Here is a 15,141-nt window from a genome sequence, read left to right as displayed (position 1 = left end):
CCTGGGCTGATGTCGGATCAGTCCTCCTTCGCGAGCGCTTCGCGCACCACCACCCGGTCTTTCTCCTTCTCGGCCTGCGACAGCTGGTGATACGGCAGTTTCTGCTCGGGCGGGGCCCACTCACCGTTGCGCCGAAGCCAGGCGTCGTGCACGCTCTCGCTGGCGGATTCCATGAATTTCTCGCCCTTGAGATCGGCTCCGTGCTTGCGCGCGTCATCCACCAATCGGACCGCCACGGTCGCCGACTCCTTGTTCTCCTTCTGCCAGTCGGCCGGCAGGTCCTTGTATCGGGTATTGGCGATGTCGACCTCATCGGTGCCGCGCCTTTTGATCCATGCCTGGTCTGTTGTCGTCTTGACCCGCGGTTCGTAGCCTCCTCCGGGCAACCGGCGGGGAGTGCGCCAGGCGTCATGGAGGCGGTCGGCCACAGCGTCGATCCTGCGAGCCTGCCGGGTCTTTAACAGGCTCGTGAAGATGCGTCCGGCGCGGCTCAGGGCGTTGCGGAGCATGGCGATGAACCGCGTGCCCATGGCCGCGAGGCGAGGGAGAAGCTGAGGGGCGAAGGCGATGGCGATCCCGGCGGCGACCGCCACGCTCGCGAGCAGACCCTCGGCCCACTCGATGATGCCTTTGGAGATGCGCAGGTTGCCGGCGGCCGTGGTGAGGCGGTCGGCGAGGTCAGCCGCCTGGGGTCCGGCGCCATCGCGGCTGGTCATGTAGGCGTGCAGCGCGTCGGTGGCCGGCCCCTCGTTCGTGCCCGCCAGCCGGTAGGCGTGCCCGCCGTCCTGGACCAGCCGCCTGTGATAGGCGGCGGCCCGGTCCATCTCGCTGATGTGCTGGTCGAGCAGGCCGGTGTCGGGCAGCGGAGGGATGCCGAGGATGCTGAGACCGGCGACCACCGCCGGCTCGCTCATCAGGCTCATGCTCGAGCCTGGCCCGTTGGCGTGACGTTCGTCGTGTTGATGTGCTCTGCCTCAACGTTGACCCCGGCCATGGTGACCTGACCGTTGCCGGTGTGGCGCAGGTGCCCGTCGAGCCGGTCGCATGCGTCCAGCAGGGTGCGCCTCAACTCGCGATAGGGGCCAGAGAACTCCTCATACGGCAACGGCGCCTCATCTCCCCATTCGCCGCGCAATCCGGTGGCGAAATCCGCGTACTCATCCGCCAGTCTTCTGAAGGAGCGCCCGGAAGAGTGTCGGCCGCCGGCATCGATATTCACGTAATCGGGTGTCATCCCGTTCACCTTCCTTCTAACCGGCGAAGCGTCTCATCGAGCGCCGAGGTCAACCGGTCGAAGTCGCGAGAGGCTTGGACCTCCAGCTCGTCCAGCCGCCGAGCAAGGGTCTGTTCGTGCTCTCCCAGCGCGACCGGCTCCTCGCTGCTCTCGCCCATCCGATCGAGGTGGGCCCGCTGCGCCGCCCGTACGGCGACGACGATCTGCCCGGCCAGCTCCCGCGAACCCAATCGCAGCGCCCGGGGGTCAAGGCGAAGCGCCGTCAGCAGGCCATCAGCGCCGACATCCGCACTTACTTGCCCGCCTGCGGCCTCACCGACGACGTTCACGTTGTTACGCCGCTGGAAACGGTCACGTGATACCTCCGAACTCATCCATTCGGGCATGATCGACTTTCTAGGACGATACCGGAGCCAAGGGCGCAAGCTTGAGGAGATGGGTTAGCGTCCGACGAGTGATTGACGACGTGCTCGGCCCCTCGCTCCGGGTGTTGCTCTGCGGCATCAATCCCGGGTTGATGTCGGAGGCCACCGGCCACCACTTCGCCCGGCCGGGGAACCGGTTCTGGCCCGCGCTGCATCTGTCCGGGTTCACGCCTCGGCTGCTCGCGCCCGCCGAACAGCACCTCTTGCCGTCGTACGGGCTGGGCATCACCAACGTGGTGGCCCGGCCCAGTGCCAAGGCGTCGGAGCTGTCGCGTGCGGAGCTGGTCGAGGGTGGGGCTCGGCTGGCCGGGCTGGTGGCTTCGGTGCGGCCTCGGGTGCTGGCCGTGCTGGGGGTGTCGGCCTACCGTACGGCCTTCGCCCGGCCCAAGGCGGCCGTCGGGCTCCAGGGGGAGGCGGTGGGCGGGGTGCCGGTGTGGGTGCTGCCGAACCCGAGCGGCCTGAACGCCCACTGGACCCTGGCCGGCATCGCCGGTGAGCTGAGGCGCTTGCGCGAGCATACTGAGCGGTCGGAATGAAGCTCCGCCGGGACTCTTGACGGGCTCAGATCTCGATCCCTACTATCGGGTAACCTCTAAAGGATCTACTCAATCCCCGTTTACGGTTCAACCACTTCAGGTTTTGCGGAGTGGCCTTCGGCCGTAGCCTCGTAGGGAAATGTCGAATGACAGATGACTATGACGTCGTCATAGTGGGCGCGAGCATTGCCGGATGTGCCAGTGCAATACTCTTCGCGAATATCGGCGCTCGCGTCGCCCTCTTGGAAAAGCATTCCGGTATGGACGCGTACAAGGTGTTGTGCACCCACACGCTGCAACCGAGTTGCCTGCCGGTCATGAAGACGCTGGGCCTGCTGTCCTTGCTCGAAGAGGCAGGGGCGCACGGGCACGTCACCCACCTGTGGACGAAATGGGGCTGGATCGCGCCGCGGTCCGCGCCCGGCGAAGACCCGCTTCCGCACGGCGTCAATGTCCGGCGCCAGACCCTGGACCCCTTGCTCAGGCGGCTCGCCGCCGAGACCCCGGGAGTCGACCTCCGGCTCGGCCAGAACGTCAACGGCCTCCTGGAGGAGGACGGCCGCCGCACCGGAGTCCGCGTCACCGCGAACGGCGTGGAGACCCGGCTGACGGCGCGACTGGTCGTCGGCGCGGACGGCCGCAACTCGACCGTGGGCGCCCTCAGCGGGCTTCCCGTCAGGCTGAGCGCCAACAACCGGCTGGGCTTCTTCGCCCAGTACCGTGGCCTGCCGGAAGACGCGCCGAGCCGGGTGTGGTTCCTCGACCCCGACACCGCCTTCGCCTTCCCCAACGACGACGGCGTCACCGTGATCGCCTGCTCGCCGAACAAGGAACAGCACACGTCGGCCTTCCGCGGCGATCTCGAAGGCAGCTTCGAACGGTTCGTCCGCGCCCTGCCCGACGCTCCCCGCATCGACGAGGGCGAACGCGTCTCCAAGATCATCGGAACGCTCGACCTGCCCAACGTCTACCGCAAGCCGTACGGTCCGGGACTCGCTCTCGTCGGTGACGCGGCGCTGGCCACCGATCCGCTGTGGGGAGTCGGCTGCGGCTGGGCGTTCCAGTCGGCGCAGTGGCTGGTGGACGCGGTCGGCGGCGCCGTGGCGAACCAGCACGACGTGCTGCCGGGTCTGGCGGAATACGGAAAAGCGCACCGTGCGGCACTGGACAGCCATCACAAGCTGATGGAGGACTATTCGGCCGTACGGCCGTTCAATGGCTTCGAGCGGCTGCTGCTTTCCGCGGCGGCCCGCGACGCCGAAGCGGCCCGGCATTATTACTCCTTCGCCTCCCGGCTCATCGACGTCAAGCAGTTCGCGTCACCGGGCTCGCTGCTGCGCGCGGCGCGGGTCAACGCATTCCACCGTCTCCGCAACGGGTCGGCCGTGTAAATCAGATGTGAAGGACACTCCGTGACTTCTCGTATCGCCGTGGTCGGTATGGCATGCCGTTTTCCCGACGCCTCCACAGCCGGTGAGCTGTGGGACAACGCGCTGGCCGGCCGCAGGTCGTTCCGCCGGCTGCCGCCCGAGCGCATCCGGCTGTCCGACTACTGGTCCGCGGACCGTTCGGCGCCCGACCACTTCTACACGACCGAGGCGGCGCTGTTACGCGACTGGGCGTTCGACCGGCTGCGCTTCAAGGTGGCGGGCACGACCTTCCGCAACACCGACATGGTGCACTGGCTCGCGCTGGAGGTGGCCGCCGAGGCGCTCGCCGACGCCGGCTTCCCCGACGGCAAGGGCGCGCCGCACGAGACCACCGGCGTGGTCATCGGCAACTCCCTCACCGGCGAGGGCCAGCGCGCGGCCGGGATCAGGCTGCGCTGGCCGTACGTACGCCGCATCGTCGCCAACGCCCTGGAGGGCACGCTGGACACCGAGCAGCTCACCGAGCTGCTCGGCCGGATGGAGCACGAGTACAAGGCGCCGTTCCCCGTGCCCGACGGCGACTACCTGGCCGGCGGCCTGTCCAACACGATCGCCGGGCGCATCTGCAACCACTTCGACCTCAACGGCGGCGGCTACGCCGTCGACGGCGCCTGCGCCTCCTCGCTGCTGGCGCTCACCACCTCCTGCAACGCGCTGGTCTCCGGCGACCTCGACGTCGCGGTCGCCGGCGGGGTGGACATCAGCATCGACCCGAACGAACTGATCGGCTTCTCCAGGGCCGGCGCGCTCGCCGCCGACGAGATGCGCGTCTACGACCAGCGGTCCGCCGGGTTCTGGCCGGGTGAGGGCTCCGGGATGGTCGTGCTGATGCGCGAGCAGGACGCCATCTCCCGTGGCCACCGCATCCACGCCCTCATCGCCGGCTGGGGAGTCTCCTCGGACGGCGCGGGCGGGATCACCCGGCCGGAGTCCGACGGCCAGCGGCTCTGCCTGGACCGCGCCTACGAGCGCGCCGGGTTCGGCATCGAGGAGGTGCCGTACTTCGAAGGGCACGGCACCGGCACCGCCGTGGGCGACGCCGCGGAGCTGGAGACGATCTCCGAGGCGCGAAGGGCGGCCGCGCCGGCCGCGCCGCCCGCGGTCATCGGCTCGATCAAGGCCAACATCGGCCACACCAAGGCGGCCGCCGGGATGGCCGGCCTGATCAAGGCGGTCATGGCGGTCAACAGCGGGGTGCTGCCGCCGACCACCGGCTGCGAACGACCCCACAAGATCATTTCTGGTGACGCCCCAGCCCTGCGCACCCTCCGCAAGGCCGAAGCGTGGCCGCAGGACGCACCGCTCCGCGCGGGCGTCAGCGCCATGGGCTTCGGCGGCATCAACACGCATGTGGTGATCGAGTCACCGCGCCGCAGACGCCCCCGCCTGGACGGGCGGACCCGGACGCTCATGAACTCCCCCCAGGACGTGGAACTGTTCTGCCTGGACGCCGACTCACTGGACGACCTCCGGCAGGAGGCCGAGCGCCTCGCCGGGGTCGCGGTGGGCATGTCCCGGTCCGAGCTGCCCGACCTGGCCGCGTACCTGGCCCGGAAGATCGGCCGCAGGCCGAGACGCGCCGCGGTGGTCGCCGGCACGCCCGCCTCGCTCGCCGAGCGGCTGCGGCAGGTCGCCGAGCTGGCCGGACAGGGCACGGAACGCCACCTCGACAGCGCGGCCGGGGTCTTCCTCGGCGCGCTCGGCGAGCTGCCGCGCATCGTGCTGATGTTCCCCGGACAGGGCTCCGGCACCCGCTCCGACGGGGGCGCGCTGCGCCGCCGCTTCGACTCGGTCGACGAACTGTACGAGACGGCGGCCCTGCCCACCGGCGGCGACCAGGTCGAGACCGCCGTCGCCCAGCCACGCATCGTCACCGCCTCGGTGGCCGGGCTGCGGGTGCTCTCCGAGCTGGGCGTCGAGGCCGGGGCCGCGGTCGGCCACAGCCTCGGCGAACTCGTCGCGCTGCACTGGGCCGGATCCTTCGACGAGGCCACGGCGCTGCGGATCGCCGCCGCCCGGGGACGGGCGATGAGCGAGCTGTCGGAGAGCGGCGGCGCGATGGCGAGCATCACCGCCGACCACGACACCGTGGCCGCGCTGCTCGGCGACGACGATCCGGTGGTCGTCGCCGGCCTGAACTCACCGCGCCAAACCGTGGTCTCGGGACCCGCCGAGGCGGTGACCCGGGTCGTCGAACGGGCGACCCGCCAGGGCCTGTCGGCGGTCAGGCTCCCCGTCTCGCACGCCTTCCACTCGCGGCTGGTCGCTCCGGCCGCCGACGTCTTCGCGAGCAGGCTGGCCGAAGAGCGGCCGGAGCCCGTCCGTCGGCACGTCATCTCGACCGTGACCGGCGCACCGGTCGTCGGCGAGCCCCTCGACCTGCTGCGCGAGCAGATCACCGCACCGGTCCGCTTCATCGAGGCGCTCACGGCGGCGGCGAAGGACGCCGACCTGCTCATCGAGGTAGGGCCGGGCCAGGTGCTGACCCAGTTGGCGGGCGACATCGTCGAGGTCCCCGCCGTCGCCACGCGGACGGACGACGACTCGCTGACCGGCATCCTGCAGACGCTGGGCGCCGCGTTCGCCGTCGGCGCCGGTGTCACGGTCGGCGAGCTGTTCGAGGATCGCTTCACCCGCCTCTTCGACCCGGCCGCCACCCCGACCTTCATCACCAACCTGTGCGAGGTCGTCCCGGAGATCGACTCCGCCCTGCTGGTCGGCGCCGCCGCCCCCGCGACCGCATCCTCGTCCGAGGGGTCCCCGTCCGCGGACGAGCCCGCCGGCGACCCGCTGCTCCTGCTGCGCCGGCTGGTCGCCGAGCACGCCGAGTTCCCGTTGGACGCGGTGCAGGCGGACAGCAAGTTCCTGGACGACCTGCACCTCAGCTCGATCGTGGTGGGCGAGATCGTCGGCGAGTCCATGCGCCGTCTCGGGCTGTCCGAGCCCGCCGCGCCCACCGGGTACGCCACCGCGACCCTGGGCCAGGTCGCCGAGACGCTGGAGCAGCTCGTCGCGACGGGCGAGGCGCCGGCCGAGGACGCCGAGACGGCGGCGGCCCGCATCGTGCCGCCCGGCATCGCGCCCTGGGTGCACGGCTTCGGCGTCGAGTGGCGGCCGGGCACCTCGCCGAGTCGTACGGCGCCGCGCAGCTCGGGCACCTGGCAGGTCGTCGGCGACCATCCGGCCGCCGAAGCCGTGCGCACCGCGCTCGCCGAGGCGGAAACCGGCACCGGCGTCCTGGTCGTCCTCCCTTTGGAGTCGGGTTCCGGGTCGGAGTCCGGGTCGGAGTCGCGGTCGGAGTCGGGGTCGCGGTCGGAGTCCGGGTCCGGGTCCGGGTCGGGGTCGCGGTTGCGGTTGCGGTCGGGGTCGGGGTCGCGGGCCGAGCGGCTGGCGGTGCTGCGCGCCGCCGCCGACGCGGTGCTCGCGGGCAAGGAGGTGACCCGCTGCGTGATCGTCCAGGAGGATCCCGGCGGGGCCGGCTTCGCCAAGAGCCTGCACCTGGAAGCGCCCTGGGTCGCCACCACTGTGGTGACCCTCCCGCTCGCCACGGCCGAGGCGCCCGCGCGGATCACTGCGGAGGTCACCGCGACCGACCGCTTCAAGGAGGTCCGCTACGACACCGACGGCACCCGGACAGAGCCCGTGCTGGTGCCGGTGGAACTCAACGGCGCCACGCTCCCGCTCGGCCCGGACGTTTCGCTCGGCTCGGGTCTTCCGCTCGGTCCGGACGATGTGCTGCTCGTCACGGGCGGTGGCAAGGGCATCACGGCCGAGTGCGCGTTGAGCCTGGCCAAGGAGACGGGCACGCGGCTGGCCCTGCTGGGCCGGTCCGATCCGGCGGCGGACGGCGAACTGGCCGCCAACCTGGCACGGATGGCGAGCGCCGGGGTGACCGCCCGCTACCTGCGCGCCGACGTCACCGACCGGGCGAGGATGGCCGAAGCGGTCGCCGCGATCGAAGGGGACCTCGGCAAGGTCACCGGCGTCCTCCACGGAGCCGGCGGCAACGTGCCCAAGCTGCTCGGGGAGCTCACCGACGACGACTACGCCGGCACGATCGACCCCAAGGTCGCGGGGCTCGAAGCGGTACTTGCCGCCGTCGACACCGGCGCCCTGCGGCTGCTCGTCACGTTCGGCAGCATCACCGGACGGGCCGGGCTGCGGGGCGAGGCCCACTACGCGATCGCCAACGAGTGGCAGAGCGACCTCGTCGAACGGCTCGCGCACGAGCTGCCGCACTGCCGATGCAGGGCCGTGGAATGGTCGCTGTGGTCGGGCGTCGGCATGGGCGAGCGGCTCGGCTCGGTGGAGAACCTCGCCCGCGTGGGCGTCACCACCATCACCCCCGACCAGGGCGTGGCCATGCTCCGCGAGCTGATCGCCGACCCCGGCGCGCCCGTCGTCACCGTGGTCACCGGCCGCTTCGGCGACATGCCGACGGTGACCTTCCGCGCCGGCCGCGAGGTGGCTTTCGGCGCCGGCCGCGAGGGGAGTGACGATCTGCCGCTGCTCCGGTTCCTGGAGCAGCCGCGCGTCTCGTACCCGGGCATCGAGCTCGTCGCCGACTCCGAGGTCAGCTGGGCCAGCGATCCCTACCTCGCCGAGCACGTCTTCGGCGGTGGGGAAGGGGCCGTCCTCCCGGGCACGGTGGGCATGGAGATCATGGCTCAGGCCGCGGCCGGGCTGCTCGGCACCGAGGCCGTGCCGGTCCTCGAGGACGTGGAGTTCCTCCGGGCCATCGTCGTTCCCGAGGACGCGCCGGTGACGGTGCGCGTGGCGGCGCTGCGTACCGGGCCGGGCAGGGTCACCACCGCGGTCCGTACGAGTGCGACCAAATTCCAGATCGACCACTTCCGGGCGGTCTGCGATTACTCCTCCGGCGCCAAACCGGAGACACTCGGGCTCACCCGGCCCGACGAGGTGGCGCTGCCGCCGCTGGCGTTCGACCCCGCGACGGACCTCTACGGGCCGATGCTCTTCCACGGCCCGAGGTTCAAGCTCGTCGAGAGTATCCACCGAACCGGCGCCCAGCACGTCACGGGCCGGCTCCTGGCCGGCACGGGCTCCTCCTGGTTCGGGCGGTATCTCCCCTCCCGGCTGCTGCTCGGCGACCCGGCCGCCCGGGACGCCTACATGCAGCCGATGCAGACCTGCGGGCCGACCGTGCTGGCCATCCCCTCGGGAGTGGAACGCATCGTGCCGGGCCCGTCGACCGGCGAGCAGGCGACCGACGTCTATATCCGGCACCGCTTCGACGACAAATGCTGGGACATCGAAGTCACCGACCGCGACGGCGGCGTCATCGAGACCTGGCAGGGCTTCCGTACGCAGCTGGTCAGCAAGTACGAGGTGCCCCGCGAGTGGGTTCCCATGCTGCTGGGCTCCTACCTGGAGCATGTGCTCATCGAGCAGAACCTGGCGGGCCGCGTCCTGTTCGACGCCGACGGCGACGGGCTGGAGCGGCGGCAGGCCAGCAGGCTGGCGGTCCAGCGGTTGTTCGGCGCCGACGCCGAGGTCGTCTGGCGCCCGGACGGCAAGCCGGAGGTGGTGAGCGGCGAGACCGTGTCGATCGCGCACGCGGCCGGCGTAACCATGGCGACGACCACCGCGGGGTGCGATCTGGAGACGGTCACGCCCAGGACCAGGCAGACCTGGTCGACGCTGCTCGGCGCCGAACGGCTCGCGCTGGCCGAGGCCGTCGCGGACGAGGCGGAGGAGGACTTCGACACCGCGGCCACCCGGGTCTGGACGGCCGCCGAGTGCCTGGTGAAGGCGGGCCGGCCCGTCGACGCCGCCGTCACGTTCGACTCGGCGCGGGAAGGCGGCTGGGTGGGGCTCGTCGCCGGCGACCACCGGATCCTGACGATGTCCACCAGGCTGCGTGGTGTGGCCGCCCCCGTCGTCCTCGCGATCCTGGCCGCCACCGACCCGAACGCCGGCAAGGCCAGTGAGCTCCGGTGACCGGCGACGCGTACGAATACCGGCACGTCGTGGGCATCGAGGACACCGACCTGCTCGGCAACGTCAACTACGTCAACTACATCCGCTGGCAGGGCCGCGCCCGGGAGATGTTCCTGCGCGACTTCGTCCCCGGCGTGGTGGCCGGTTTCGCCGACGGGGTGCGCCTGCTGACCGTGAGCTGCCACTGCGACTACCTGCGGGAACTGGCGGTCTTCGACGAGGTGATCATCAGAATGCGTCAGGGAGAGCTGGGCCAGACCCAGTCGGTGATGACGTACGAGTACTGGCGTCAGCTCCCGGGCGGCGGAGAGGAGCTGGTCGCCACCGGAGAGCAGCGGATCGCCTGCGTACGTCCCGACGAGAACGGCCACCTGGTCCCGGCGCGGATCCCGGAACAGATGCGGCGCCTGCTCGAACAGGTGCGCAGTCCTCGCCGTTGATCACCGAAGGGAATGACCATGCACGCTGTTTCCGACACCGCCCGCTGGACCGCGGCCGCCAGGGCGAAGGAGTCGCGGCGCGATGACGCGATCTTCACCGACGACCTGGCCGAGGAGCTCGCCGGAGAGGAGGGCGCGACCCTCTTCGCCCGCTACGACAACCCGGGCGTGGGCGAGTTCATCGCCATCCGGACCCGATACCTGGACGACGTGATCTCCGTACGCTCCGACCTCAGGCAGGTCGTCCTGCTGGCGGCAGGCCTGGACACGCGCTCGGTGCGGCTGGCCTGGCCCCCGGAGACCGTGCTCTACGAGATCGACCAGGCCGACCTGCTGGACGACAAGGACAAGAGGCTCGCCGAACTCGGCGCCCGGCACGGCTGCGTCCGGCGGCCCGTCGGCGCCGACCTCACCGGCGCCTGGCCGGAGGCACTGCGGGAGGCCGGCTGGGATCCGTCGGCGCCGACCCTGTGGGTGGTCGAGGGGCTGCTGTTCTACATCCCGGAGCCCGACGCCCGCCTGCTGCTGCGACGGGTCGCGGAGATCTCCGCTCCGGGAAGCGTGCTCGCCGGGGATCTGCTCAGCCACCAGTCGATGATCAGCGAGTTCTCGCGGGAGGGACTGCGCAGGCTGACCGAGGACGGCTGCCCGTGGCTGTTCGGCACCGACGAGCCCGAGGAGTTCCTGTCCGGCTGCGGCTGGCGGGTCAGCGAGCTGAAGACTCCCGGCGAGGAGGGCGCCTCCTACGACCGGTGGCCGTGGAACCCGCCGTTGCCCCGGGACGTCATGGGCTTCCCCCGGAACTTCCTCTTCATCGCCGACAAGGGCTGACGTCGAGTCCATCGGAAACGCGCGGGTAGCCTGGGAGTGCGGCTGGTGCCTCTGACCAGCCGTTTTCCACCCCCAGTGCGGCTGCTATCGCGTTGAGTTCGCAGCGTTCAAGGTGTCTCCTCAGCCGCCCCTCAGCTCATAGGAGACCTGTGTTCAAGGCAACAGGCAGGCGATCAGCGGTGCTGGCCACCCTCATGGCCTTCGCGCTCGCACTGATCACCACCGCCACGGCCGCTGCGAGCGTGAACCGCACCGCCATCATCGGGGGCAGGGACGCGACGGCACCCTACTCGTTCATGGTGTCCTTCCGGCTGCAGGAAGAGCCCGACCACCACTGCGGCGGCGCCCTCATCGCCGCGGACTGGGTCGTCACCGCCGCCCACTGCAAGGCGCTCATGAAACCCGGCAAGACCCGGGTACGGATCGGCTCCCTCAGCCGCGACAAGGGCGGAGTTCTCGCCAGTGTCAAGCGGGTCATCACCCATCCCGACTGGGCCGGGCTCCACGCGCGCGGGCAGCGCGAGGGCGACCTTCTGCTGGTTCAGTTGGACCGGCGAGTAGACCTCCAGCCCATCCGCATCGCCGACGCCCCCGGCCGGGTCGGCGACCTGAGCCGCGTCATCGGCTGGGGCATGACCTGCGAGAACGAGACCAGATGCGGGAACGGTCCCCGGCAGTTGCAGGAGCTCGACACCGTCCGCGTACCCGCCGGCCGTTGCGAGGGTCTCGACCACGGCACCGAACTGTGCACCGGTGACCGCGCCGGGCGTGCGGCCAGCGCCTGCCACGGCGACTCCGGTGGCCCGCAGATCCGCAGCATCGCCGGCCGCTGGGAGCTGATCGGAGCCACCTCACGCGACGGCGACGACGTGGACAGCCGTATGGGCGGGGGAGCGGGCTGCTCCACCAACCCGAGCGGCGGGCCGGGAGTCGGCATCTGGACCGACGTGACCCACTACCGCTCCTGGATCACCCGCACCATCGGAGAACAGGTCTGACCTGCACCTTCGTGCGGGGTCAAAAGCGTCACGGGGGACGGGCAATATTCGTCCACCCCTCGCGTGCGGACTCCCGGGTCGGGGAGGGGGACAGTTCGCGGCGAACTTCGCCGATCGCACGGACTGGAGAACGCGATGAGCGGCACTACAGACGCGTGGCGCAGGAACCTGCCCATCCCTGATGTCGCTCAGCCGGCCTTCACCGCCCAGGACGTCCGCGACCAGGTTCCCGCGTTCGACAAGATGCGGCCGCTGCGCCCGCCGGGCAATCCGCCCAACGTGCTCATCGTGCTGATCGATGACATGGGGTTCGGCGCGTCCTCGGCCTTCGGCGGTCCGTGCCGGATGCCCGCGGCCGAGCGGCTGGCCGCCCAAGGGCTGAAGTACAGCCGCTTCCACACCACGGCGCTGTGCTCCCCGACCAGGCAGGCGCTGCTCACCGGCCGTAACCACCACTCGGTCGGCATGGGCGCCATCACCGAACTCGCGACCGCCGCACCGGGCTACAACGGCATCCGGCCCAACAGCGCCGCGACCCTGGCGCACATCCTGAAGTACAACGGGTACGGCACCGCCGCGTTCGGCAAGATGCACCAGACGCCCGTGTGGGAGACCAGCCCGTCGGGGCCGTTCGACCGGTGGCCGGTCGGCGACGGTTTCGAGAAGTTCTACGGCTTCCTGGGCGGCGAGACGAACCAGTGGGAGCCGACCCTGTTCGACGGCACGCTGCCGGTGCGGCCGCCCCGTACCCTCGAGGAGGGCTATCACCTGTCGGAGGACCTCGTCGATCAGACGATCGCCTGGGTACGGGCCCAGCGGGCGCTGACCCCGGACAAGCCGTTCTTCGCCTACCTGTCCTTCGGCGCTACGCACGCCCCGCATCACGTGGCACCGGAGTGGCGCGAGCCGTACCGGGGCCGGTTCGACCATGGCTGGGACGTTCAGCGGGAGCGGACGCTCGCCCGGCAGAAGGAGCTCGGCGTCGTGCCGCCGGAGGCGGAACTGGCGCCATGGCCGGCCGGAGTGCCGCACTGGAACCAGCTCACCGAGCAGCAGCGGCGGGTGGCCACCGCTCTCATGGAGAACTACGCCGCCTTCGCCACCCACACCGACCACCAGGTGGGCAGGCTGGTGGACGCGCTGGAAGAGATGGGCGCGCTTGAGGACACGCTCATCCTGTACGTGCTCGGCGACAACGGCGCCTCCGCCGAGGGCGGGCTCGACGGCACGACCAACGAGCTGTTCGCGCTCAACGGGATGAAGGAGACCATCGAGGACGTCCTGGCCGGGCTCGACGGGCTCGGCGGCACGGAGTCCTACCCGCACTACCCGGTCGGCTGGGCGCTGGCCATGGACACCCCGTACCAATGGACCAAGCAGGTGGCCTCCCACTACGGCGGCACCCGCAACGGCCTGATCACGCACTGGCCGGGCGGCATCCGGGAAAAGGGCGGGATCCGCCACCAATGGCACCATGTCATCGACGTCGTGCCGACGGTCCTCGAGATCACCGGGCTGCCCGAGCCGTACTCCGTCGACGGCGTCGCGCAGCGGCCGATCGAGGGCGTCAGCATGAAATACAGCTTCGACGACCCGCGGGCGGACGAGCGGCACACGACCCAGTACTTCGAGATGTTCGGCAACCGCGGCATCTACCACTTCGGCTGGACCGCGGTGACCCGCCACCGCATTCCGTGGGAGACCGGGGCGCAGGAGATGCCGCCCTTCGCCGAGGACGTCTGGGAACTCTACGACACCTCCACCGACTGGACACAGGCCCGCGACCTGGCCCGGCAGCAGCCGGACAAGCTGGCCCGGCTCAAGGAGCAGTTCCTCATCGAGGCCGCCAAGTATCAGGTGTTCCCCCTGGACGACCGCGCCGTCGAGCGCGCCGACCCCGACATCGCCGGCCGCCCGGACCTGCTCGCCGGCCGTACGTCGATGACGTTGTACGCCGGGATGAGGCAGTTGCAGGAGAACACCGTGCCCAACGTGAAGAACAAATCCCACTCGATCACCGCGGAGATCGACGTGCCGGAGGGCGGCTGTCACGGCGTGATCGTCGTGCAGGGCGGCCGGTTCGGCGGCTGGGCCCTGTATGTGAACCGGGGGCGGCCGGCGTACTGCTACAACTACTTCGGCCGGCACTCCTCCTACGTCCGGGCACCCGAGCCGCTCGCCCCGGGACGGCACACTGTCTGCTTCGCCTTCCTTTATGACGGAGGTGGCGTCGGCAAGGGTGGGAACGGGCTGCTCACGGTGGACGGTGTCAGGGTCGCCGAGGGACGCATCGACGAGACCATCCCGTATCTTTTCTCCGCTGATGAGACGCTCGATGTCGGGGTTGACACCGCCTCGCCGGTGAGTGCGGAATACGGGAAGACCGACAGCGCCTTCACCGGGACGATCGATTACGTGCGCATTGACATCGGGGATGATGACCAGAGCCATCTGGAAAACCCCGAGCACCGCCACCACCGGATGATGGCAAGGCAATAGCCGTGATCGGACGGTCGGCCGGGACGCTTCTGGGACTTGGCGGGGCGGGGTGCTGGTTCCACGCCTCACAAGCGGTGCTGCGAGGTTCGAGTTGATGTTCCGTAGGCGGCCATGAACATGTCCAGCAGTCCGTCGACCGCGTTCTCGTCGATGGGGCGGGTTGACAGCAGGCTGCGGTAGTACAGAGCGCCGCACAGCACCTCGGCGGGGAATTCCAGGTTCGCTTCCGCGACCAGTTCGCCGGTGCGCTGGGCGCGGGTGATCCGGTCGAGGGTGCTCTGCTCGACGGTGATCAGGAATCGTTCGTACAAGGTCGTCCGCAGCGTGGAATCGGCCTGCGCCTCGGCGATGACCGCGCGGTAGACGGGGCCGATCGGCGGGCTGGAAAGGGCGAGGCCTGAGCGCAGGAACTGTTCGCGCAGATCCGCGCGGACGTCCCCGGTGTCGCGGTAGTCCAGGTCGCTGGCCCAGACGCGGCTGAGCGCGTCGAGCAGCAGCGCCGCCATGGACGGCCAGCGCCGGTAGATCGTGTGCTTCCCGACCCCGGCCCGTCTGGCGACCGCCTCGATGCTCAGGCCCGCGTAACCGACCTCCGCGGCCAGATCGAGGGTTACTCGCAGCAGTTCTTCCGTGCGCGCGGCGCCCCGGCGCCGTGGCGTGGCAGGCGTGTCGGTCATGATCCCACTCTATCGGCACGTGGCGTGCCGTTGACAGCGGCGGGAGCTACGTGCAGGATTAGCTCTCGATCGGCACGATGCGTGCCGATAGGTGGTGTGACGGCATGTCG

General features: G+C 70.4%; 11 protein-coding genes. 7 read left to right on the top strand and 4 right to left on the bottom strand.

Annotated features, from left to right (window positions below; translation table 11 throughout):
* Positions 1–17 precede the first annotated feature (17 nt).
* From AB0F17_RS58465 to AB0F17_RS58455, 3 genes are read right to left on the bottom strand one after another with little or no spacing between them, the layout of a single operon-like run.
* Positions 18–914: a hypothetical protein gene (locus AB0F17_RS58465; protein WP_358043580.1), complete on the bottom strand. Its 897-nt coding sequence runs from the start codon at positions 912–914 to the stop codon at positions 18–20.
* A gap of 5 nt (positions 915–919) precedes the next feature.
* Complete coding sequence (locus AB0F17_RS58460) at positions 920–1,234, bottom strand: hypothetical protein (protein WP_358043577.1); 315 nt, start codon at positions 1,232–1,234, stop codon at positions 920–922.
* Positions 1,235–1,239: 5 nt separating this feature from the next.
* Positions 1,240–1,620 (bottom strand): YbaB/EbfC family nucleoid-associated protein, encoded by a 381-nt coding sequence (locus tag AB0F17_RS58455; RefSeq protein ID WP_358043574.1) that lies wholly within the window; start codon positions 1,618–1,620, stop codon positions 1,240–1,242.
* A gap of 68 nt (positions 1,621–1,688) precedes the next feature.
* Between AB0F17_RS58455 and mug the strand changes: the two genes are divergently transcribed.
* From mug to AB0F17_RS58420, 7 genes are all read left to right on the top strand, one after another.
* On the top strand, positions 1,689–2,195 hold the full coding sequence (gene mug / locus AB0F17_RS58450; RefSeq protein WP_358043571.1) for a G/U mismatch-specific DNA glycosylase: 507 nt from the start codon (positions 1,689–1,691) through the stop codon (positions 2,193–2,195).
* Between the two features lie 146 nt (positions 2,196–2,341).
* Positions 2,342–3,586 (top strand): NAD(P)/FAD-dependent oxidoreductase, encoded by a 1,245-nt coding sequence (locus tag AB0F17_RS58445; protein ID WP_358043568.1) that lies wholly within the window; start codon positions 2,342–2,344, stop codon positions 3,584–3,586.
* Between the two features lie 21 nt (positions 3,587–3,607).
* Positions 3,608–9,586 carry a type I polyketide synthase gene (locus AB0F17_RS58440; RefSeq protein ID WP_358043565.1) on the top strand — a complete coding sequence of 1,993 codons (5,979 nt, stop codon included), beginning with the start codon at positions 3,608–3,610 and terminating at the stop codon, positions 9,584–9,586.
* Complete coding sequence (locus AB0F17_RS58435; RefSeq protein WP_358043563.1) at positions 9,583–10,026, top strand: acyl-CoA thioesterase; 444 nt, start codon at positions 9,583–9,585, stop codon at positions 10,024–10,026. The genes AB0F17_RS58440 and AB0F17_RS58435 overlap by 4 nt, the downstream gene beginning before the upstream one ends.
* 18 nt (positions 10,027–10,044) lie before the next feature.
* On the top strand, positions 10,045–10,857 hold the full coding sequence (locus AB0F17_RS58430) for an SAM-dependent methyltransferase (protein WP_358043560.1): 813 nt from the start codon (positions 10,045–10,047) through the stop codon (positions 10,855–10,857).
* Positions 10,858–11,006: 149 nt separating this feature from the next.
* Entirely contained in the window at positions 11,007–11,855 is an 849-nt protein-coding gene (locus AB0F17_RS58425) for a serine protease (RefSeq protein ID WP_358043557.1), read from the top strand.
* Positions 11,856–11,990: 135 nt separating this feature from the next.
* Positions 11,991–14,354 (top strand): arylsulfatase, encoded by a 2,364-nt coding sequence (locus AB0F17_RS58420; protein WP_358043554.1) that lies wholly within the window; start codon positions 11,991–11,993, stop codon positions 14,352–14,354.
* A 65-nt stretch (positions 14,355–14,419) separates the two neighbouring features.
* On the opposite strand, the gene AB0F17_RS58415 is transcribed toward AB0F17_RS58420, so the two are convergent.
* A complete protein-coding gene (locus AB0F17_RS58415) occupies positions 14,420–15,031 on the bottom strand; it encodes a TetR/AcrR family transcriptional regulator (protein WP_358043551.1) in 612 nt (203 codons plus the stop codon).
* Positions 15,032–15,141: the final 110 nt, after the last annotated feature.

Origin of the sequence: Nonomuraea sp. NPDC026600 (assembly GCF_040638335.1) — a bacterium.
Classification (GTDB): Bacteria; Actinomycetota; Actinomycetes; order Streptosporangiales; family Streptosporangiaceae; genus Nonomuraea.
The sequence above is the reverse complement of the archived record's forward strand: the minus strand, read 5'-3'. Positions and strand labels throughout refer to the sequence as shown.